Genomic DNA, 20324 nt, shown 5'->3' with positions numbered 1-20324 from the left:
GGGTTTCAGCCCCTCTTGAGCAGCAGCCGGGCGTCGCCGACCGTGAAGATCGAACCGGTCACGAGGACACCCGCGCCGCCGTACTCGGCCTCTTCCTCCGCGAGGGTGATGGCCGCCTCGATGGCGTCGGGGAGCCGCGGCTCGACGACGACCCGGTCCTCGCCGAAGACCTCGACCGCGATCGCGGCGAGCGCGTCCACGTCGGTGGCCCGCGGGTTGGAGTTCGTGGTGATCACGACCTCCGCGAGGATCGGCTCGAAGGCCTCCAGGACCCCCCTGGCGTCCTTGTCGGCGCTCGTGGAGAGCACGCCGACGAGCCGGGAGAAGCCGAAGGCCTCGCTGATGCCCTCGGCGGTCGCCCGCGCGCCGTGCGGGTTGTGCGCGGCGTCCAGGATCACCGTCGGGGAGGAGCGGACGATCTCCAGGCGGCCGGGCGAGGCGACCCGCGCGAACGCCTGGCGGACCGTGTCCACGTCCAGGGTGCGGGCGTGCTGCGCGCCGATCCCGAAGAAGGCCTCGACGGCGGCGAGGGCCACGGCCGCGTTGTGCGCCTGGTAGGCGCCGTGCAGCGGCAGGAAGACGCCGTCGTACTCGCCGCCCAGGCCGCGCAGGGTGAGGAGCTGGCCGCCGACCGCGACCTCGCGGGAGGTGACGCCGAACTCCATGCCCTCGCGGGCCACGGTGGCGTCCGCCTCGACGGCCTTCTTCAGGAGGACCTGGGCCGCGTCGACGGGCTGCTGGGCCAGGATGACGGTCGCGCCCGGCTTGATGATCCCGGACTTCTCGCCCGCGATGGCGGCGGTGGTGTCGCCGAGCCGGTCGGTGTGGTCGAGGTCGATGGGGGTGACGACGGCGACGGAGGCGTCGATGACGTTCGTGGCGTCCCAGGTGCCGCCCATCCCGACCTCGATCACGGCCGCGTCGACCGGGGCGTCGGCGAAGGCCGCGTACGCCATGCCGGTGAGGACCTCGAAGAAGGAGAGCCGGTACTCCTCGCGGGCGTCGACCAGCTCCACGTACGGCGCGATGTCCCGGTACGTCTCGATGAACCGCTCGGCGGAGATCGGGGCGCCGTCGAGGCTGATCCGCTCGGTGATGGTCTGCACGTGCGGCGAGGTGTACCGGCCGGTGCGCAGCTCGAAGGCGCCGAGCAGGGCCTCGATCATGCGGGCCGTCGACGTCTTGCCGTTGGTGCCGGTGATGTGGATCGTGGGGTACGCGCGCTGCGGCTCGCCGAGGACGTCCATCAGGGCCGCGATCCGGGTGACCGAGGGCTCCAGCTTGGTCTCGCCCCAGCGGGTGGACAGCTCGGTCTCGACCTCGCGCAGCGCCTCGTCGAGCTCCGGGTCCTCGGGGCGGCTCGGCACGGGGTCGCCCTGGGGCGGTCCGGCCTGGGCGCGCAGGGTGCGGCTGCCGGCCTCGATCACCGCGAGGTCGGGATCGCGTGTGGTCTCGTTGTCGACGATCTCGTCGAAGGCGTCGGGCGTGTCGGGCGTGTCGGACGGATCGCGGGGCTCACTCACGGGGCCAGTCTACGGAGCGGCTCCGGCGCGACGCGGACGGCCCGCTCATCGCTCAGTGGCCGAAGTGGCCGAGGCCCGCCGGAAGCGTCGCCCTCACCACGTACTCCCCCTCCTCCGGTCCCGCCCCCAGCGTGCCGCCCATGCTGGTGACCCGTTCCGTCATGGAGAGCAGGCCGGTGCCGGTCGAGACGGGGGCCCGGTCCGGCGGCGCGGACGGCAGCGGGTTGCGCACCTCGATCCGCAGGTCGGCCCCCTCCACCGCGATGACGACCGTCACGGGCAGGCCGGGCGCGTGCTTGGCCGCGTTCGTCAGGCACTCCTGGACGACCCGGTGGACGGCCGTCTGCCGGAGCGGCGACAGCGCCTTCGCCTCCTCGGCGACCGTCAGCCGCACGGGGCTGCCCATCCGCCCGCTCTCCCGGGCGAGGGCGGCGAGCCCGTCGAGGCCGGAGGCGACCGGGTCCCGGTCGGCGCGCCGCACGATCGTCTCGTTGAGCATCCGGTGGGCGCGCCGGGCGGTGTCCGCGAGCTCCTCGAAGTCCCGCCGGTGGGCCCCGTCCCCAGCCCGTACGGCGAGGACCTCGGCCCGCACCGCGAGGACGGTCAGCTCGCGGCCGACCAGGTCGTGGACGTCCCGGCCGACGGAGATCCGCTCCTCCTGGACGGCCTGCCGGGCGGCGGCCCCGCGGCGCTCGGCCTCCAGGGCGCGGACGAGGTCGTGGCGGTACGCGGCGATGCCGACGCCCGCCGCGAGGGCCCCGATCGGGACGACGACGCTCAGGAAGTCGCTCAGGGTGTAGCCGTGGAGGGGCCGGCCGGGGGTCTGGAAGAGGGCGTACGCGACGGCGACGTACAGCGCGGTCGCGAGGACGGCGGCCCGCCGGCCCCGGAACCGGCCGATCGAGTACAGCGCGAACTGGATCATGGTGAGCTCGTGCAGCCAGCCCATCAGGCCGAGCGCCACGAGGTACGGGATCCAGGGCAGCCGGCGCCGGACGACGAGGGTCGCCGCGCCGGCGGCCAGGACCAGGGTGGCGGTGACGCCGGTGAGGGAGTTGTCCTCGCGGGCGAGGCCCGGCACGTCCAGGACCATGAGGCCGAAGGCGCTGAGCGCGGCGACGACGTCGAGGGCGCGGGGCGAGCCCGCCCACCGTTCCGCGCGACGGCGCAGCGCGGGGACGGCGGGGAGACGGAGCATGCCCTCCATCATCCAGGGTCGCGGGCCCGTCCCTGCGGGGCCGGGCACTCGGCCCACCCGTACGGGAAGGGCCCGGAACCGACCGCTCGGTTCCGGGCCCTCCGCAAGCGACTCGCGCGACTAGGCCTGCGGCAGGTTCGCGAGCTGGGCCTGGATGCGGGCGATGTCCTCGTCCGCCTTGGCGAGGCGGGTGCGGATCTTCTCGACCACATTGTCCGGCGCCTTCGCCAGGAACGCCTCGTTGCCGAGCTTGCCGTTCGCCTGGGCCTTCTCCTTCTCGGCCGCCGCGAGGTCCTTCGTGAGGCGCTTGCGCTCCGCCTCCACGTCGATCGTGCCCGACAGGTCGAGCGCGACGGTGGCCCCGGCGACCGGCAGGGAGGCGGTGGCGGAGAAGCCCTCGCCCTCCGGCTGGAGGCGCAGGAGCTGACGGATCGCGGCCTCGTGCGCGGCGAGCGCGGTGCCGCCGAGCTCCAGTCGGGCCGGGACCTTCTGGCCGGGCTGGAGGCCCTGGTCGGCGCGGAAGCGGCGGACCTCGGTGACGACCTGCTGGAGGTTCTCGATCTCCGCCTCGGCGGCCGCGTCCCGGAAGCCCGAGTCCTTCGGCCAGTCGGCGATCACGACGGACTCGCGCCCGGTCAGCGTGGTCCAGAGGGCCTCGGTGACGAACGGGACGATCGGGTGCAGCAGCCGCAGCATGACGTCCAGGACCTCGCCGAGGACCCGGCCGGAGACCCGGGCCTGCTCGCCGCCCGCGAAGAACGTCGTCTTCGACAGCTCGACGTACCAGTCGAAGACCTCGTCCCACGCGAAGTGGTAGAGCGCGTCGCTGAGCTTCGCGAACTGGTAGTCCTCGTAGTACGCGTCGACCTGCGCGACCGTCGCGTTGAGGCGGGACAGGATCCAGCGGTCGGTCGCCGACATCTCCGAGGCGTCCGGCAGCGGACCCTCGATCGTCGCGCCGTTCATGAGCGCGAAGCGGGTCGCGTTCCAGATCTTGTTGGCGAAGTTCCGGGACGCCTTGACCCAGTCCTCGCCGATCGGGACGTCGACGCCCGGGTTGGCGCCGTTGGCCAGGGTGAACCGGACGGCGTCGGAGCCGTACTCGTCCATCCAGTCCAGCGGGTTGACCACGTTGCCGAAGGACTTCGACATCTTCTTGCCGTTCTGGTCACGGACCATGCCGTGCAGGGCGATGGTGTGGAACGGCGGGGTGCCGTCCATCGCGTACAGGCCGAACATCATCATCCGGGCGACCCAGAAGAAGAGGATGTCGTAGCCGGTGACCAGGACGGAGTTCGGATAGAACTTCGCGAGCGACTCGGTCTGCTCGGGCCAGCCGAGCGTGGAGAACGGCCACAGGCCGGAGGAGAACCAGGTGTCCAGGACGTCCGTGTCCTGGTGCCAGCCCTCACCGGCCGGCGGCTGCTCGTCGGGTCCGACGCAGACGACCTCGCCGTTCGGGCCGTACCAGACGGGGATGCGGTGGCCCCACCAGAGCTGGCGCGAGATGCACCAGTCGTGCAGGTTGTCGACCCAGTCGAAGTACCGCTTCTCCATCTCCTGCGGGTGGATCTTGACCTTGCCGTCGCGGACCGCGTCACCGGCGGCCTTCGCCAGCGGGCCGACCTTGACCCACCACTGCATCGACAGGCGCGGCTCGATGGTGGTCTTGCACCGCGAGCAGTGGCCGACGGAGTGGACGTACGGACGCTTCTCGGCGACGATCCGGCTCTCGGCGCGCAGCGCGGCGACGATCGCGGAGCGGGCCTCCAGGCGGTCCAGGCCCTGGAAGGGGCCGTGGGCGGTGATGACCGCACGCTCGTCCATGACGGCGAGGTTCGGCAGGTCGTGGCGCTGGCCGATCTCGAAGTCGTTCGGGTCGTGCGCCGGGGTCACCTTGACGGCGCCGGTGCCGAACTCGGGGTCGACGTGGGTGTCGGCGACGACCGGGATCGTACGGTCGGTCAGCGGCAGCTTGATCTGCTTGCCGACCAGGTGCTTGTACCGCTCGTCGTCGGGGTGGACGGCGACGGCCGTGTCGCCGAGCATCGTCTCGGCCCGGGTGGTGGCGACGACCAGGGAGTCCTCGCCCTCGCCGTACCGGATGGAGACGAGCTCGCCGTCGTCGTCCTGGTACTCGACCTCGATGTCCGAGATGGCCGTCAGACAGCGCGGACACCAGTTGATGATGCGCTCGGCGCGGTAGATCAGCTCGTCGTCGTAGAGCTTCTTGAAGATGGTCTGGACGGCCTGGGACAGGCCCTCGTCCATGGTGAAGCGCTCGCGGGACCAGGCGACGCCGTCGCCCAGGCGCTTCATCTGGCCGGAGATCTGGCCACCGGACTCGGCCTTCCACTGCCAGACGCGCTCGACGAACGCCTCGCGGCCCAGGTCGTGGCGGGACTTGCCCTCCTTGGCGAGCTCGCGCTCGACGACGTTCTGGGTGGCGATGCCGGCGTGGTCCATGCCGGGCTGCCACAGCGTCTCGTAGCCCTGCATCCGCTTGCGGCGGGTGAGGGCGTCGATCAGCGTGTGCTCGAAGGCGTGGCCCAGGTGGAGCGATCCCGTGACGTTCGGCGGCGGGATGACGATCGTGTACGGCGGCTTCTCGCTCTTCGCGTCCGCCTCGAAGTACCCGCGCTCCACCCAGCGCTCGTACAGCGGCCCCTCTACCTCGGCCGGCGCGTACTGGGTCGGCAGTTCGGTGGTGGGCGCTGTCTGCTGCTGAGTGTTCTCGGTCACGGGGCCAGTTTAGGGGTGTCGCCACCCCGTCCTGAAACGCTTTGGTTCGGTAACGGTGTGGCCCCCGCCGCACCGGGTGTCCGGCGGTTCGGCCAGGATGTCCGGCAGGCATAAACATCCTGTGAGGGGAACCTGTCGATGAGCTACAACCAGCCGGGTCCGTACGGCGGTCAGCCGCCCCAGCAGCCCGGGCCCTACGGTCAGCCGGGCCCCTACGGCCAGCCGCCGCAGCAGCCGGGCCCGTACGGTGCCCAGCCCGGCTACGGGTACCCCCAGCAGGCTCCCCAGGGCGTCCCGCCGCAGCAGCAGCCGTACGGCTACCCGCCCCAGCCGCAGCACGGCCCGTACGGCCAGCAGCCCCCGTACGGCATGCCCCAGGGCCCCGGCGGCTTCCCGCCGCCCCCGCCGGCCCCGAAGAAGTCCAAGGCGGGCTGGATCGTCGGCGGCGTGGCCGTGGTCGCGGCGATCGCCGTGGGCGCGTACTTCGTGATCGGCGGCGGCGGTTCCTCGGTCGCGGACGACGGGCCGCACAAGCTGATCACCCCGGAGACGGTGCTCGGCGAGTACAAGAAGGCGCCCGACAACGGCAAGAAGTCGGACGACAACGACCTCGTCGAGGACTCCGCGGCGCTGGGGGTCAAGAACCCCCAGGAAGTCGACGGCACATGGCAGGTCGAGGACAAGACCAACCCGCTCGCCGGCAAGATGATGGCGTTCGGCGGCACGTACGGCGAGATCGACGACCCCGAGAAGACGGTCGACAACGTCTTCGCCGCCATGAAGGCCAAGTCCGAGAAGGGCACGGACAAGGACAAGGGCCGGCTCATCGGCAGCCCCACGACGGTCACGCCCGCGGGCCTCGACGGCGCCGTGATGAAGTGTCAGGAGATGAACTACAAGCCGGACACCGAATCCGGGGGCGTCGGTCCCAAGGAAGTGACCATGCCCGTGTGCGTCTGGGGCGACCACAGCACGATCGGCTACGTGATGCACTTCAACCTCGCCGAGCTGATGACGGGCAAGGCCGGCACCGTGGACGGGACCGCCGAGATCGCCGCCAAGCTCCGCAAGGAGGTTCGCGTCAAGCTCTGACACGACGCGCGCAGCACACGCGGAGAGGGGCGCCCCACCGAACCGGTGGGGCGCCCCTCTCCGTGTGCGTACGGCCGTCAGGCCGACTTCTCGTGCCTGCCGTCGTTCTTCACGATCCTCGGCACCAGCGTCGGGTTGACGTTGTCGCGGACCACGTCGGCCGTGATGACGACCCGGGCCACGTCCTTGCGGGACGGGACCTCGTACATCACCGACTGGAGGACCTCCTCCATGATGGCGCGCAGGCCGCGCGCGCCGGTGCCGCGCAGGATCGCCTGGTCGGCGATGGCCTCCAGGGCCGGGCGGTCGAAGTCCAGCTCCACGCCGTCGAGTTCGAAGAGGCGCTGGTACTGCTTCACCAGCGCGTTGCGCGGCTCGACCAGGATCTGGAGGAGCGCCTCGCGGTCCAGGTTGTGGACGGAGGTGAGGACGGGGAGACGGCCGATGAACTCGGGGATCATCCCGAACTTCACCAGGTCCTCCGGCATGACCTCCTGGAACTGGTCGCTCGCCTCGATCTCGCGCTTGGAGCGGATGGTCGCCCCGAAGCCGATGCCCTTGGCGCCCGCCCGCGACTCGATGATCTTCTCCAGGCCGGCGAAGGCGCCGCCCACGATGAAGAGCACGTTCGTCGTGTCGATCTGGATGAACTCCTGGTGGGGGTGCTTCCGGCCGCCCTGCGGCGGGACGGAGGCGGTGGTGCCCTCCAGGATCTTCAGGAGGGCCTGCTGCACGCCCTCGCCGGAGACGTCGCGCGTGATCGACGGGTTCTCGCTCTTGCGGGCGACCTTGTCGATCTCGTCGATGTAGATGATCCCGGTCTCGGCCTTCTTGACGTCGTAGTCGGCCGCCTGGATCAGCTTGAGGAGGATGTTCTCGACGTCCTCGCCGACGTAGCCGGCCTCCGTGAGCGCCGTCGCGTCGGCGATGGCGAACGGGACGTTGAGCATGCGGGCCAGGGTCTGCGCGAGCAGCGTCTTCCCGGAGCCCGTGGGGCCGAGCAGCAGAATGTTGGACTTCGCCAGTTCGATGGCGTCGTCACGGCCCTGCGCGCCGCCGTTCTCGCCGGCCTGGACGCGCTTGTAGTGGTTGTAGACCGCGACCGAGAGGGCCTTCTTCGCGGGCTCCTGCCCGACGACGTACCCCTCGAGGAACTCGTAGATCTCGCGGGGCTTGGGGAGTTCCTCCCAGCGCACCTCGCTCGTCTCCGCGAGTTCTTCCTCGATGATCTCGTTGCAGAGGTCGATGCACTCGTCGCAGATGTACACACCGGGTCCTGCGATGAGCTTCTTCACCTGCTTCTGGCTCTTTCCGCAGAACGAGCACTTGAGCAGGTCGCCGCCATCACCGATGCGTGCCACGAGGTGCTTCCCCTTCGCCTGGGAGCCGCGTGGTTCAGCGACTCCTGGTGCCTCATATTCGACGGTACCTTGCCGGGCCCCCCGTTCGGGCCCCCCTTGGCACGGTTCACACGGTCGCGATTCGGCCACGAGCCCGCCGGGCCGTGTCCACCGTGCCAGGGGAAGGTCGAGCGTCAGACCGTGGCGGCCGTGCTCTTGCGGGTCGAGACGATCTGGTCGACCAGTCCGTACGCGAGGGCGTCCTCGGCGGTCAGGATCTTGTCGCGCTCGATGTCGTCGCGGATCTTCTCGATCGGGGTCGAGGAGTGGGTGGCCAGCATCTGCTCGAGCTGGCTGCGCATCCGCAGGATCTCGTTGGCCGCGATCTCCAGGTCGGAGAGCTGCTCGCGGCCGGTGCCGCCGGAGGGCTGGTGGATCAGCACGCGGGCGTTCGGCAGGGCCATCCGCTTGCCGGGGGTGCCGGCGGCGAGCAGCACGGCCGCGGCGGAGGCCGCCTGGCCCATGCAGACCGTCTGGATGTCGGGCTTCACGAACTGCATCGTGTCGTAGATCGCCGTCAGCGCGGTGAAGGAGCCGCCGGGGCTGTTGATGTAGATCGAGATGTCGCGGTCCGGGTCCATCGACTCCAGGCACAGGAGCTGCGCCATGACGTCGTTGGCGGAGGCGTCGTCGATCTGGACGCCGAGGAAGATCACGCGCTCCTCGAACAGCTTCGCGTACGGGTCGTACTCGCGCACGCCCTGCGAGGTGCGCTCCACGAAGCGCGGCACGACGTAGCGGTTGTCCATCGGCGCGCCGGTGTAGAGGCCGCTCGGGGAGAGGTTGTTCTGCATCTGGGTGTTCACCGTCCTGGTGACGTTCGGTGGGCTGGGGCTCTGGAGCGGGCCGACGGGCTCAGGCGCCCGTGCCGCCGCCGCCCGGAACGCCCGAGGCGGCAGAGATGATCTCGTCGATGAGGCCGTAGTCCTTGGCCTCCTCCGCGGTGAACCAGCGGTCGCGGTCGCCGTCGCGGATGATCGCCTCGACGGTCTGGCCGGAGTGGTGCGCGGTGATCTCGGCCATGCGCTTCTTGGTGCGCAGGAGGTACTCGGCCTGGATCTTGATGTCCGATGCGGTGCCGCCGATGCCGGCGGAGCCCTGGTGCATCAGGATGTCGGTGTTCGGCAGCGCGAAGCGCTTGCCGTGGGTGCCGCCGGTGAGCAGGAACTGGCCCATGGAGGCCGCCATGCCCATGCCGATGGTGACGATGTCGTTCGGGATGTACTGCATGGTGTCGTAGACGGCCATGCCGGCCGTCACCGAGCCACCGGGGCTGTTGATGTAGAGGTAGATGTCCTTGTCCGGCTCGGCGGCCAGGAGGAGCATCTGTGCGGTGATCTTGTTGGCGATCTCGTCGTCGACCTGCTGGCCGAGGAAGATGATGCGCTCGCCGAGCAGCCGGTTGTAGACATGGTCGCCGAGGCCGCCACCGATGGACGGCTCACCCGCGGCGTAAGGCTTCAGATTCGTCACGTATCCACCTGCTCGTCTCCGACGGCCCCGGGCCGTCTCAGCGTTTCGTTCGGAAGGCTCTGCCAGAAGGCACTGCCCCCGTATTCATGGACCCTAACGCGCAGGTGGGACAACGCCATCCCGGTTCCCGAACTGTTCGCTGGGAGCGCAAGGTGGCGGGGCGCGCGCGGCGGGGTCCCGGTACGCCCACGGGCCCGTGCGCACAGCCGTGCGCACGGGCCCGTGGAGGGGTGCGGGGCGGGGGCCGGAGCCTCCGCGCCGCTTCCGGACCTACTTGTCCTCGGAGGCCTCGGCCTCGGCGCCCTCGGCCGCCCCGACGGCGGTCTCGGCGCCCTCGGCGGCCTCGTCCTCGTCGTCGGAGAGGTCGACGACCTCACCGTTGGTGTCGACGACCTTGGCGGCCTCGACGACGACCGCGAGGGCCTTGCCGCGGGCGACCTCGCCGACGAGCATCGGCACCTGGCCGCCCTGGGCCACGGCCTGGGCGAACTGGTCGGGGCTCATGCCGGAGGAGGCGGCGCGGCGGAACAGGTGCTCGGTGAGCTCCTCGCGGGAGACGTCGAGCTTCTCCCGGTTGACCAGCTCGTCGAGGATGAACTGGGTCTTGATGCCCTTCTCGGCCTGCTCCTTGGTCTCGGCCAGGAACTCCTCCTCGGTCTTGCCCTGGATCTCCAGGTACTTGCCGAGGTCGAGGCCCATCTGGCCGAGCTGGTGGTGCTCCAGGTTGTGCTTGCGGGTGTTGATCTCGTCCTCGAGGAGCTTCTCGGGCATCGGGACCTCGACCAGCTTGAGGAGCTCGTCGAGGACGCGCTCCTGGGCCTGGGTGGCCTGGTCGAACTGCTTCATGTTCTCGAGGCGCTTGCGGCTGTCGGCCTTGAGCTCGTCGAGGGTGTCGAACTCCGACGCCAGCTGGGCGAACTCGTCGTCCAGCTCGGGGAGCTCGCGGGCGGCGACGGCGGTGACCTTGACGGTGACCTCCGCGTCCTTGCCCTCGGCGGAGCCGCCCTTCAGCTGCGAGGTGAAGGTGGCCTCGCCGCCGGCCTCCAGGCCCTTGACGGCCTCGTCGATGCCGTCGAGCAGCTCGCCGGAGCCGATGGTGTACGAGACGTCGCTCGCGACGCCGTCGGGCAGGACCTCGCCGTCGACCTTGGCCTCCAGGTCGATGGTGACGACGTCGCCGTCCTGGGCGGCGCGCTCGACCGGGGAGGTCGAGGCGAAGCGCTCGCGGAGCTGCTCCACGGACTTCTCGACGTCCTCGTCGGTGACCTCGACCGCGTCGACGGTGACCTCGATGCCGGAGTAGTCCGGGATCTCGATCGTCGGGCGGATGTCGACCTCGGCGGTGAAGGCCAGCAGCTCGCCGTCCTTCAGCTCGGTGATGTCGACCTCGGGCTGGCCGAGCGGGTTGACCTCGGCCTCGTTGACGGCCTCGGTGTAGAACTTCGGGAGCGCGTCGTTGACGGCCTCTTCCAGCACGGCGCCGCGGCCGAACCGCTGGTCGATCACGCGAGCCGGGATCTTGCCCTTGCGGAAGCCCTTGACCGTGACCTGCTGGTTGATCTTCTTGTACGCCGCGTCGAGGCTGTCCTTGAGCTCCTCGAAGGGCACCTCGACAGTGAGCCGAACCCGGGTCGGGTTCAGGGTCTCCACGGCGCTCTTCACGGTTCGGTCTCCTTGTGGCTGATTCCTGGATTCAGCCGGTCCGCGCGGGGCGGGTCCGGCCGATCGGCCCGGTCAGAGAGACACACGGGCACGCAGCTTGCATAGTAACCGCAAGCGGGAGGACGCCCACAACATGATCAAGAACGCCCGGGACGGGTGCGTGGTCGTCGTGGTCGGGGTGGCGGGATTTGAACCCACGGCCTTCCGCTCCCAAAGCGGACGCGCTACCAAGCTGCGCCACACCCCGTCGGTGCGACACGTAGGGTACATGCACGAGGACTGTGCGGCGCCCCCGTTTCACGGGGTGTGCGAAGGAGGCCGCGGACCCGGTACCATGCTCTTCGTGCCGCGGTCCTCGTGACCTGCGGCGCGATGCTGTGCGGGTGTAGCTCAATGGTAGAGCACTAGTCTTCCAAACTAGCTACGCGGGTTCGATTCCCGTCACCCGCTCCATGCGATTCAGGGCCAGGTCAGAGGATCATCCTCCGTCCTGGCCCTGACGCTTTTCCGATCTTGGTTCAGCCCTCCGTGCCCGCTGCGTGCCCGTTCGGTTCGGGATCTTGCTTCCGGGCCCGTTCGACGACCGCGCTCACGGCCTGGCCGATCAGCCGCTCTCGCTCGGCCGTCGCGTGCTGATAGATCAGCGCGGCCCGCGCGGTGCTGTGGCCCATCCTCGTCATCAGTTCACGGGTGCTGGCACCGGTCGCGGCCGCGAGGGTGTTCCCCGTGTGCCGGAGATCGTGGAAGTGCAGCCCCTTGATGCCGACCTGATCGCACGCCTTGTGCCAGAGCTTGTTGAAGTGGTTCCGGCGAGGAGTCGCCCTCTTGGCACCGATGAAGACCCGGCCGTCCGGACCGGCCTCCGCGAACACCGTCAGGTGGGAGACGAGATCCGGCACGATCACAGCCGGAATGGCGACGGTGCGCATGCCGGCCGAACTCTTGGGCTGCTTCACTAGCCGTTCGCCGCTGTGGAGCTCCGCGACGTTCCGGCGCACTCGAAGTGTCCCGGCGTCGAGGTCGAGATCCCGGCGGTGGAGCCCGATCAGCTCTCCCCACCGAAGACCCGTGAAGGCCGCCAGGAGGACGAGAGCCCGGTACCGGGGCTGAACGGCTCCGGCGAGGTCGTAGACCTCCCGAATGGTTGCCGTGGGCCGCTCGGGCGTCGAGGCCACGGAAGCACCCTTGATGCGGCAGGGATTCCGGCGGATGAGCCGGTCCTCGACTGCCGTCATGAGCACCGCGCGCAGCAGGGCGTACGCCTTGGCTACCGACGACGCTCCGGCGCCCACTTCCAGTCGAGCCACCCGCCAGGCACGGACCATGGCCGGGGTGATGTCGGCCAGGGCGACGCCATCGAAGGTCGGCGCGAGGTGATTCCGCAGGAGCGACCGGTACAGGTCGGCGGTCGAGGAGCTGATACCCCGCTCAGTGATCCAGGTAGCCGCGTACACCCCGAAAGGCACCTTGGCTGCGTCCGGGTCCGTCCAGTCTCCGGCACGCAGCTCGGCCTGACGCTCCGCCAGCCAGTCGTCAGCCTCCCGCTTCGTACGGAAGGTGTGCGGCGCGGGACGGTCGATGCCATCAGGAGACGGGTAGCGAGCCTGGTAACGCCCCGAGGGCAGCTTGCGGACTCGCCCGAAGGATCGCTTCCTGCCCGGCATCAGGCCACGCTCCTCAGGCGGCGGGTGACCGGCTGGACGGTGTTCGCGGCGACGAAGGCGGTGACCGCGCTCTCGGGGATGCGGACGTGGCGGCCGACCTTCACGAAGACGATGCGGCGCTCTTCGATGAGGCGCCGGGGGAAGCGGATGGTGGTGCCGAGGAGTTCAGCTACCTCGTTCACGCTCAGCAGTCGGTCCATGCTCACCACTCCCCCAGTTCGGTGGCTTCGAGTTCGGTCCGGATCTCGCGGACGAGTTCGCGGTTGGTGCGGATGTCGCGGGCGATGCTGGCGGCGAGCCAGGACTCGCCGGGTGTGTGGCCGTGTCCGGCGTAGGTCCAGTGGGCGATCACGAGGGTGGAGCCCTCCGCATCGTCCGGGTCCGGCAGGCCGCGTTCCCTGCGTTCCTGGGCGGCGCGGTAGTCGGCGCGGGTCTGGCGCAGGGCGCCGAGGGTGGTGGAGTAGGCGCGGGATTTGGTGGAGAAGTGGCCGCGGAAGCCGAGCATGTGCGACCAGCGCGCCAGCATCCGGCCGGGATAGTCGCCGTCGAGGGTCCAGCAGGCTTCGATCAGGCGCCGGGTGTGGTCGGGCACGTCGAGGTGGGCCAGCTCCGCCGGTTCACCGATGCGGCGGTCGACGGTGCCGGTGGTCTCGGCGGCCTTGGTGGCGTACTTGGCGACGTAGGAGGCGACGGCCTGTTCGGTCAGCTCCTCCTGGCCGAACGCGCCGATCGGCTGCACGTCCATCTGCGTGCCCCAGCGCAGGGTCCGTTCGGGGTGGGTGCCGGCGGGCGGGAGCGTGACGGCGACCCGGGCGGCAGCGGCGCGGATCGCGTCGTCCAGCAGGCCAACCGAGGCCCACGCGGGCGGGCTGGTCTCGGGTCCGTCGGGGCCGTCGAGGCGAACGACCGCGTGGAAGTGGATCGCGCCGCGTTTCTGGAACTCGGCGACCTTGCCGAAGGACACCCGGCACGACTCCTTCAACGCGGCCTGGGTGATCCCGGCGCGGGCGGCGATCTCGCGGCGCAGGTAGATCGTGAAGCGCTGCCACAGGTGCCCGGCGTGGTTGTTCCACAGCACCGCGCCCGCGTAGTCGTAGGTGGCCGGGTCGAGGGCGGTGCCCAGGAGGGGCGAGTTCTCCGGGTGGGCGGTGCCGCAGCGGCAGCGGCCGGAGGCAGGGCGGTTATGGACCGGCCCGAAGGACGGGGCGGTGAGGGTGGCGAAGACCCTCGGGTGGTCCCGGACGGTGGCGGGGACGCTCTTGCGCTCATCCCCGGTGATCCCGGCCCGGATCAGGTGGTAGGTGTCCCCCGCGTACGTCCAGGCGCAGGAGGGGCAGCGGGAGGCCCGGCGGTTGCCGCAGGCGACCCGTAACCGGCCCCCCGGCTCATCGGCCGTCGAGTAGGAGTACAGGACATCGCCGGTGGCGCGGTCGCGGGTGACGGTGGTGCCGGACAGGTGGATCGGGTCCGAGCAGCCACCGGTACGCCGCACCTGCTCACGCCACCGCTCGAAGCCGGGGGTGTTCGCGACCCGCAGGAGGTCGGCCAGGGCGAGGGGGTCGGTGCCCAGGGAGGCCGCGACGTGGGCCACGGCCTCCGGGGCGACGGGGAAGACCGTCACGCCGCCACCGTCCGCAAGGACTGCGAGGCGGCGCGGGCGGTGGTGTGGTGGTGCGGGCAGGGCCGGTAGACCGGGGCGTCGTGCGGGGCGTCGCGCAGTTCGGCGCGGGTCAGCTCGATCCAGCCGGTGAAGGAGTCGTTCAGGGGCCAGCCGGTCACCTCGCACGAGCAGCGCAGCCCGTCGAAGACGACGCAGCCGCAGGGCACCAGTTCCCCGGCGGTGCCGGTCATCGAGCCGTCGTCGGAGCCCAGAAGCGTCCCGTCGCAGTCCTTGCACACGTCCGGCACGGCCGAGATCACCGAGGCGCTACCGGAGCTGACCGGCTGGTAGCCGAGCGTCGGGTCCTTCGGGCAGATCACGTTCCCGTCGTGCGTCAGCACGCTCAGACCGTCCACGCAGGACCGCTGCCAGGCAGGCACCGTGACCCGGCACCCCGGGCACTGATCACGACGCGGCGCGTCCATCTCGGACCAGGACAGTAACGCGGAGGAGGACAGAGCAGGCATCATGGAACTTCCCTTCGTGGGAGCCAGGGGCGGTGGTTCTTCTTGGCGGTTGAGCGCCGCCCCTGGGCAAGAAGTGGTTGGTGCCGTGCCTCGCTGTCCGTGACAGCGAACACATCCCTAAGGTTCCCTAGGGCACCCTAGGGTGTCAAGGGGTACGCTAGGGAAGTAGAGACGAGAAGGAGCTAGCCAATGGCGGACCAGGCCGACAATCGAGCGCCCTACGCGCAGATTGCCGCCCACTACGCGGCACTGATCACGTCCGGAGACCTTCAGCCGGGCTCACTTCTGCCGAGCATCAAAACGCTCTCCCAGGAGTGGAGCGTCAGCACCGCCACCGCTGAGAAGGCTCTGCGCAAGCTGCGCAACGAGGGTCTCGTCAGGGGCATCCACGGAATCGGAACCGAGGTGCTTGACCGCCCTGCCCCCATGTCGTCGGGAGCCCAGCGCCAGGACCGAGGGCTTGTCACCGGGTCCAGTTGGGGAACCGGCGAACGGTCCGACTCCCACCAAGCTTCGGTGGTGCCGGCGCCCGCAGATGTAGCCGAAGCCCTCGACATCAAGCCCGGGTCCAACGTGATCCGGCGAAGCCGGGTGTACCGCGACCGGCACGGCATCGTCGCGCACTCCACGTCGTGGATCCCCGCCCAGTACGGCGAACTGATCCCCCAGCTCACGAGCAGCGAAAGGCTGACAGGGGGAACGTCACTGCAACTTATCGCGCAGGCCACCGGCCGACCGATCAGGCACCGGTTCGACACCGCCTCGGCACGTCTGCTCACGCGAGAGGACGCCGAGCTCCTGGAGCTGGATCCCGCGAAGGCCCCCAAGAAGCCAGTGGTCGTGATGACAGCCAAGTTCGTAGACAGCGAAGGCGCCGTAGTCGAGTACGGCGTAGACCTTGGCGGCCCGGGTCGCACCTGGCAGACAGAATCGGAACTCGCCCAGTGACGAGCACCGAGCCCACCCGTCCGGCCTTCTGCGTCCTCATGGTGGGACTACCTGGTTCAGGTAAGACGACTCTGGCTCGCGCACTGACTGCACGCGGGTTCCTCAGGCTCTGCCCAGACGAGGAGATGTTCCGCCGACACGGCGTGTACGGAGTCGACTTCCCCCGGGGCACGTTCCCGACCCTTGAGCGGCCGATCCTCGAAGAGACCTCAGTCGAACTCCGGAAGCAACTGCGGGCCGGACACGACGTGGTGGTCGACCATGGATTCTGGACCCCGGAAGAACGCGCCCGCTGGAGGGCTTTCGCTGCCGAAGCCGGTGCGGTCTCGACGGTGGTCTACCTTGAGGTCAGCCATGAAGAACTCTGGGCTCGGGTGAGCAAGCGCAACGCCCAGCACGAAGACGATCCCAACTCGATCTACTTCGCAGAGAGCGACCTGCTCCGTTACCGGAAGCGGTTCGTGCCCCCAGGGCCCAGCGAGCCCCACCTTGTCTACGATGGCGACCCTGAGTCAGTATTGAAGACTCTTCGGACGGAGCAGGATCGCCTGTAGCCCGGAGGATGCCGGGGTAGGTGTTACAGGTTTCTCTACCTCATCAAGCACCCGGCTGCGCTCCGCTCCGCCGGGCGGGCTTTCCGGCTCCGCTCGGGGCGCCGCTCCTGCCTTCGGCCCGCTCCGCCCCCACTGCGCCGACGCCCGCCCCTGCAAGCGGGACAGGCCCAAGGGCATGAGTCCGAGTCCCCGACGCCCGCGGTTCTCTTCCCGTCACCGACATGCCTCCGGCGGGGGCGCAACAAGCACCAGGATGGGCGGGGGCTCCGTGAGCGGGTGCCGGCCGTGAGGTGTTGCGGTGGGGGGCTCCCATCCCGTCTGCCGTCGACCCAGGCAGAGCCGAGCAGACACGGCACCGGGCGTCCAGGTCGTTCGTCCAGTTGGGCGCTCCACCTGGACGCCCGGCACCGCGCCTGCTCCACGGTGTGTGGGTCGACGGCAGACGGGATGGGAGCTGGGGCAGTGGTCCGATCGGAACGTGATTCGTCCAGCCGCCTGGTAGGGTGCCCGCAAGTAAAACCTGTCAGCAAACACGAATAACCCCCCGGTTCTTGGCCTAGGAACCTATACCGGCGGGTCATTCGGTCACTCGATCAGTGGAGAGATCATGCCGAAGCAAGAGCGACCTGAACCTATAAAGCATTGCGTACGCAATACCTTATGGGTTACCCGGAACACTACACCAAACGGAATCGAGGAGCCAGCACAGGTGGCGCGGAAGGACAGCCCGGCGACCCTCATTGCCGCTCTGGCCAGCCTCGTTGCGGCGCTGACAAGCCTTGCCGCCTTACTGCTACAGCAGGTCTGATTCAGCTTGGTGTAGCGTTCTGCGGATCTCTGGCGGACGTGCCCGAAGCGTGCCCGAACCAGAGGGAACGAGCGGGGAGTAGCGGGGAGCCACAGCTCGATCCTGAGGAAGCGCCAGGTCAGCATCCTTGCTGGCTACGCGCACTCCACGTACGAGGTCTTCCAAACTAGCTACGCGGGTTCGATTCCCGTCACCCGCTCCACGCCCTCGGGGCCCGGGCCGCTTCTCGCGGTCCGGGCCCCGTGTCGTTTCCCGGGGGCGTCCTCAGAACTTGATGGACGCCACGGTCTGCGTTATCGAGTCCAGGAAGCGCTGGATGTCGTCGGCCATGCCGGTGGAGGCGAGGAAGAAGCCGAAGAGGACCGCCACGATGGCCGGGCCCGCCTTGAGGTTTCCCCCGCGGATCAGCACCACCATGATGATTGCCAGGAGCAACACCACAGACAGCGAAATGGCCACAACTGATCACACCCTCGGTCGGTCCCGCCTTGCCCACCAGGGAGCCCGTTTCCCGGCCGCCCCCCGCTGTCACCATCGTGCCACCAACCCCCATGCCCTCGCTGCCCGGTGGCGAATCGCCGTGGAGAAGATCACGCCCGGACCGACGGTCCGTCAGGCGCGGCGGGAGATCAGGAGCAGGGCCCGGTCGTCGTTGACGTCCTTGGCGACGGCCTCGATGAGGTCCCAGGCGACGCCGTCGAAGCCGTCGGTGACGCAGCGGTCGGCCTCGCCGGTGAGCCGGTCGATGCCCTCGGCGATGTCCCGGTCGGCGGCCTCGACGAGGCCGTCGGTGAAGAGCATCAGGACGTCGCCGGGGCGCAGGGAGCCCTTGACCGGGTGGAACTCGGCGCCGTCGTAGACGCCGAGGAGGGGTCCTTCGGCGTCCTTCTCCTCCCAGCGGCCGCTGCCCGCGTGGAGTTGGAGGGCGGGCAGGTGGCCGGCCGAGTAGAGCTCGTAGTCGCCGGACTCCAGGTCCAGGACGAGGTGGATCGAGGTGGCGAAGCCCTCGTCCCAGTTCTGGCGCAGCAGGTAGCCGTTGGCCGCGGGCAGGAAGCCGTGCGGCGGGAGCGAGCCGAGGAGGCCGCCGAAGGCGCCGGAGAGCAGCAGGGAGCGGGAGGCCGCGTCCATGCCCTTGCCGGAGACGTCGGTGAGGACGACCTCCAGGGTGCGTCCGCCGTGGGTGCGGGCGGCGACGACGAAGTCCCCGGAGAAGGACTGGCCGCCGGCCGGGCGCAGGGCCATCTCGCGGTGCCAGCCCTGCGGGAGCCGGGGCAGGGCGCTCTGGACCCGGATGCGTTCGCGCAGGTCGAAGAGCATGGTGCCGCCGCGCCGCCAGGGCACGCCGACGCGGGCCCGGAACTGGGCGATGAGGAGGCCGAAGAGGCCGCAGGCGGCGACGACGAGGACGGTGCCGGGGGTGACCCGGGCGGGGCCCTGGGTGTACGGGCCGAGGACGACGGACTCGACGATGAGGGCGCCGGCGGCCGCCGCGTACAGACCGAGCAGGCTGGCGGGGCGCAGCAGCAGGCCGCCGGCCACGATGGGCAGGGCGAGCGCGGTGGGCGCGCACCAGACGGGGTCGACCAGGGTGCCGAGGGCGATGGCCGGGACCATCAGGAGGAGCCCGGCGAGCGCGATCCAGTCGGCGCCGTCGCCGCGGAAGTAGTCGACGCCGGATCTGCGCAGCGCGACGCGGGCCCGGCGCACGCGCCTGCGTGTCCGGGCCACGTACGCGTGCGCTCCGCCTCGGTGTCCCATTGGCCTGGACCCTATCCATCCCGCCCGGCGTCGTGCAGGGGTACCCCGGTGACAAGGTGCGCGAAATCGGGTCGCCCCGGGCGCGGGCCGCTGATATCGATGGCATATGACTTGGCATATGACTACTGAGCTGCGGGTTCTCGACCCGCTCGAATGGGATCGCTGGTACGGGGTGCTCGAACTGGCCTTCGGAGGGGTGGCCGAGTCCCCCGAGGAGCGACGGTTGTGGCGGGACCTGACCGAGTTCGACCGTTCCCTGGGTGCCTGGGACGGCGAGCTGTGCGTGGGGACGGCGGGGTCGTTCTCCTTCCGGCTCACGGTGCCGGGCGGGGCTTCGGTGCCGGCGGCCGGGGTGACGATGGTGAGCGTGGCGGGGACGCACCGGCGGCGCGGGATCCTGACCTCGATGATGCGGCGGCAGCTGGACGACCTGCGGGCGGCGGGCGAGTTCCTCGCGGTGCTCACGGCGTCGGAGCCGGGGATCTACGGGCGGTTCGGCTACGGGATCGCGACGTACTCGACGCGGGCGGTGATCGACACGAACCGGGTGCGGCTCGCGGTGCCGGAGGGCACGGACGGGGTGGCGCTGCGCCAGGCGGACCCGGTGGAGTCCTCGGCGGCGTGCGAGGCGGTGTACGCGCGCCTGGTGCCCTCGCGTCCGGGGATGCTCGCCCGGCGGCCGGGCTGGGAGCGGCTGCCGCTGATCGATCCCCCGGCCGAGCGGGGCGGGGCGTCGCCGCTGCTGTGCGTGCTCGCGGAGCGGGACGGGGAGGTCGTGGGGTTCGCGCACTACGCGGTCAAGCCGGACTGGTCGGCCACGGGGGCCGACGGCTCGGTGCACGTGCACGGGCTGATGGGGCTCGACCCGGCGGCGGAGGCGGCGCTGTGGCGGTTCCTGTGCTCGGTGGACCTGACGGCGTCGGTGCGGATGGTCGACGGCCGGCCGGTGGACGACGGCTGGCAGCACCTGGTGGACGACGTGCGGCGGTGCGCGCCGACGCTGCGGGACGCGCTGCACGTGCGTCTGGTGGAGGTGGGTCCGGCCCTGGAGGCGCGGACGTACCAGGCGCCGGTGGACGTGGTGTTGGAGGTCGAGGACGCGTTCTGCCCGTGGAACGAGGGGCGTTGGCGGCTGACCGGGGACGCGAAGGGCGCGACCTGCGTCCGGACCTCGGACCCGGCTGACCTGTCGCTCTCGGTGCGGGAGTTGGGGGCGGCGTACCTGGGCGGCGTCCCGCTGACGTCCCTGGCGGCGGCCGGGCGGGTGCGGGAGCTGCGGGAGGGCGCGCTGGTGGAGGCGTCGGTGGCGTTCGGCTCCCCGGTCGCACCGTGGCTGCCGCACGGGTTCTAGGGGGTGTCTTGTCGGTCGGGCCGG

17 protein-coding genes and 2 tRNA genes are annotated in these 20324 nt (G+C 70.2%); 5 read left to right on the top strand and 14 right to left on the bottom strand.

The annotated features are described in order from the left end of the window. Positions 1-5: 5 nt before the first annotated feature. From ACIP5O_RS05480 to ACIP5O_RS05470, 3 genes are all read right to left on the bottom strand, one after another. Positions 6-1523, bottom strand: coding sequence for a bifunctional folylpolyglutamate synthase/dihydrofolate synthase (locus ACIP5O_RS05480; protein ID WP_401288878.1), 1518 nt, complete (start codon positions 1521-1523; stop codon positions 6-8). 52 nt (positions 1524-1575) lie between these two features. Next, positions 1576-2721, bottom strand: coding sequence for a sensor histidine kinase (locus ACIP5O_RS05475; RefSeq protein ID WP_401288876.1), 1146 nt, complete (start codon positions 2719-2721; stop codon positions 1576-1578). A 120-nt stretch (positions 2722-2841) separates the two neighbouring features. After that, positions 2842-5463: a valine--tRNA ligase gene (locus tag ACIP5O_RS05470; protein WP_401288874.1), complete on the bottom strand. Its 2622-nt coding sequence runs from the start codon at positions 5461-5463 to the stop codon at positions 2842-2844. 138 nt (positions 5464-5601) lie between these two features. Between ACIP5O_RS05470 and ACIP5O_RS05465 the strand changes: the two genes are divergently transcribed. Further along, positions 5602-6555, top strand: coding sequence for a hypothetical protein (locus ACIP5O_RS05465; RefSeq protein ID WP_401288871.1), 954 nt, complete (start codon positions 5602-5604; stop codon positions 6553-6555). A gap of 77 nt (positions 6556-6632) precedes the next feature. Here ACIP5O_RS05465 and clpX read toward each other — a convergent pair whose 3' ends face one another. From clpX to ACIP5O_RS05440, 5 genes are all read right to left on the bottom strand, one after another. After that, the gene (gene clpX, locus ACIP5O_RS05460) at positions 6633-7916 is read right to left on the bottom strand and encodes an ATP-dependent Clp protease ATP-binding subunit ClpX (RefSeq protein WP_030210686.1); all 1284 of its coding nucleotides are present in this window, start codon (positions 7914-7916) and stop codon (positions 6633-6635) included. A 173-nt stretch (positions 7917-8089) separates the two neighbouring features. Then, positions 8090-8749, bottom strand: coding sequence for an ATP-dependent Clp protease proteolytic subunit (locus tag ACIP5O_RS05455; protein WP_356541198.1), 660 nt, complete (start codon positions 8747-8749; stop codon positions 8090-8092). A 61-nt stretch (positions 8750-8810) separates the two neighbouring features. After that, complete coding sequence (locus ACIP5O_RS05450) at positions 8811-9428, bottom strand: ATP-dependent Clp protease proteolytic subunit (protein ID WP_356541127.1); 618 nt, start codon at positions 9426-9428, stop codon at positions 8811-8813. 270 nt (positions 9429-9698) lie between these two features. After that, positions 9699-11090, bottom strand: coding sequence for a trigger factor (gene tig, locus ACIP5O_RS05445; protein WP_401288867.1), 1392 nt, complete (start codon positions 11088-11090; stop codon positions 9699-9701). A 170-nt stretch (positions 11091-11260) separates the two neighbouring features. Continuing rightward, positions 11261-11337, bottom strand: a tRNA-Pro gene (locus tag ACIP5O_RS05440). A 132-nt stretch (positions 11338-11469) separates the two neighbouring features. Here ACIP5O_RS05440 and ACIP5O_RS05435 point away from each other — a divergent pair. Continuing rightward, positions 11470-11543: transfer RNA gene (locus tag ACIP5O_RS05435), tRNA-Gly, on the top strand. A gap of 65 nt (positions 11544-11608) precedes the next feature. Here the strand turns inward: ACIP5O_RS05435 and ACIP5O_RS05430 are convergent. The 4 genes from ACIP5O_RS05430 to ACIP5O_RS05415 are packed head-to-tail and all read right to left on the bottom strand — an operon-like array spanning position 11609 to position 14755. Then, positions 11609-12754, bottom strand: a complete 1146-nt coding sequence (locus tag ACIP5O_RS05430; RefSeq protein WP_401288864.1) for a tyrosine-type recombinase/integrase — start codon at positions 12752-12754, stop codon at positions 11609-11611. Continuing rightward, positions 12754-12954, bottom strand: a complete 201-nt coding sequence (locus tag ACIP5O_RS05425; protein ID WP_401288862.1) for an excisionase family DNA-binding protein — start codon at positions 12952-12954, stop codon at positions 12754-12756. The genes ACIP5O_RS05430 and ACIP5O_RS05425 overlap by 1 nt, the downstream gene beginning before the upstream one ends. Positions 12955-12956: 2 nt before the next feature. Then, the gene (gene repSA / locus ACIP5O_RS05420; RefSeq protein ID WP_401288860.1) at positions 12957-14375 is read right to left on the bottom strand and encodes a replication initiator protein RepSA; all 1419 of its coding nucleotides are present in this window, start codon (positions 14373-14375) and stop codon (positions 12957-12959) included. Then, the gene (locus ACIP5O_RS05415) at positions 14372-14755 is read right to left on the bottom strand and encodes a hypothetical protein (protein ID WP_401288858.1); all 384 of its coding nucleotides are present in this window, start codon (positions 14753-14755) and stop codon (positions 14372-14374) included. The genes repSA and ACIP5O_RS05415 overlap by 4 nt, the downstream gene beginning before the upstream one ends. A 315-nt stretch (positions 14756-15070) precedes the next feature. Between ACIP5O_RS05415 and ACIP5O_RS05410 the strand changes: the two genes are divergently transcribed. Continuing rightward, positions 15071-15829 carry a GntR family transcriptional regulator gene (locus tag ACIP5O_RS05410; protein ID WP_401288856.1) on the top strand — a complete coding sequence of 253 codons (759 nt, stop codon included), beginning with the start codon at positions 15071-15073 and terminating at the stop codon, positions 15827-15829. Further along, complete coding sequence (locus ACIP5O_RS05405; RefSeq protein WP_401288854.1) at positions 15826-16383, top strand: AAA family ATPase; 558 nt, start codon at positions 15826-15828, stop codon at positions 16381-16383. Before ACIP5O_RS05410 ends, ACIP5O_RS05405 begins: the two co-directional genes overlap by 4 nt. Positions 16384-17455: 1072 nt before the next feature. Here ACIP5O_RS05405 and ACIP5O_RS05400 read toward each other — a convergent pair. Continuing rightward, a complete protein-coding gene (locus ACIP5O_RS05400; RefSeq protein WP_062755669.1) occupies positions 17456-17650 on the bottom strand; it encodes a hypothetical protein in 195 nt (64 codons plus the stop codon). A 153-nt stretch (positions 17651-17803) separates the two neighbouring features. Further along, a complete protein-coding gene (locus ACIP5O_RS05395) occupies positions 17804-18949 on the bottom strand; it encodes a PP2C family protein-serine/threonine phosphatase (protein ID WP_401288852.1) in 1146 nt (381 codons plus the stop codon). A gap of 118 nt (positions 18950-19067) precedes the next feature. On the opposite strand from ACIP5O_RS05395, the gene ACIP5O_RS05390 reads away from it, so the two are divergent. After that, a complete protein-coding gene (locus ACIP5O_RS05390; protein ID WP_401288851.1) occupies positions 19068-20300 on the top strand; it encodes a GNAT family N-acetyltransferase in 1233 nt (410 codons plus the stop codon). Positions 20301-20324 lie beyond the last annotated feature (24 nt).

This window comes from Streptomyces sp. NPDC088915 (genome assembly GCF_044749825.1).
In the GTDB taxonomy this organism is placed as follows: domain Bacteria; phylum Actinomycetota; class Actinomycetes; order Streptomycetales; family Streptomycetaceae; genus Streptomyces.
The sequence above is the reverse complement of the archived record's forward strand: the minus strand, read 5'-3'. Positions and strand labels throughout refer to the sequence as shown.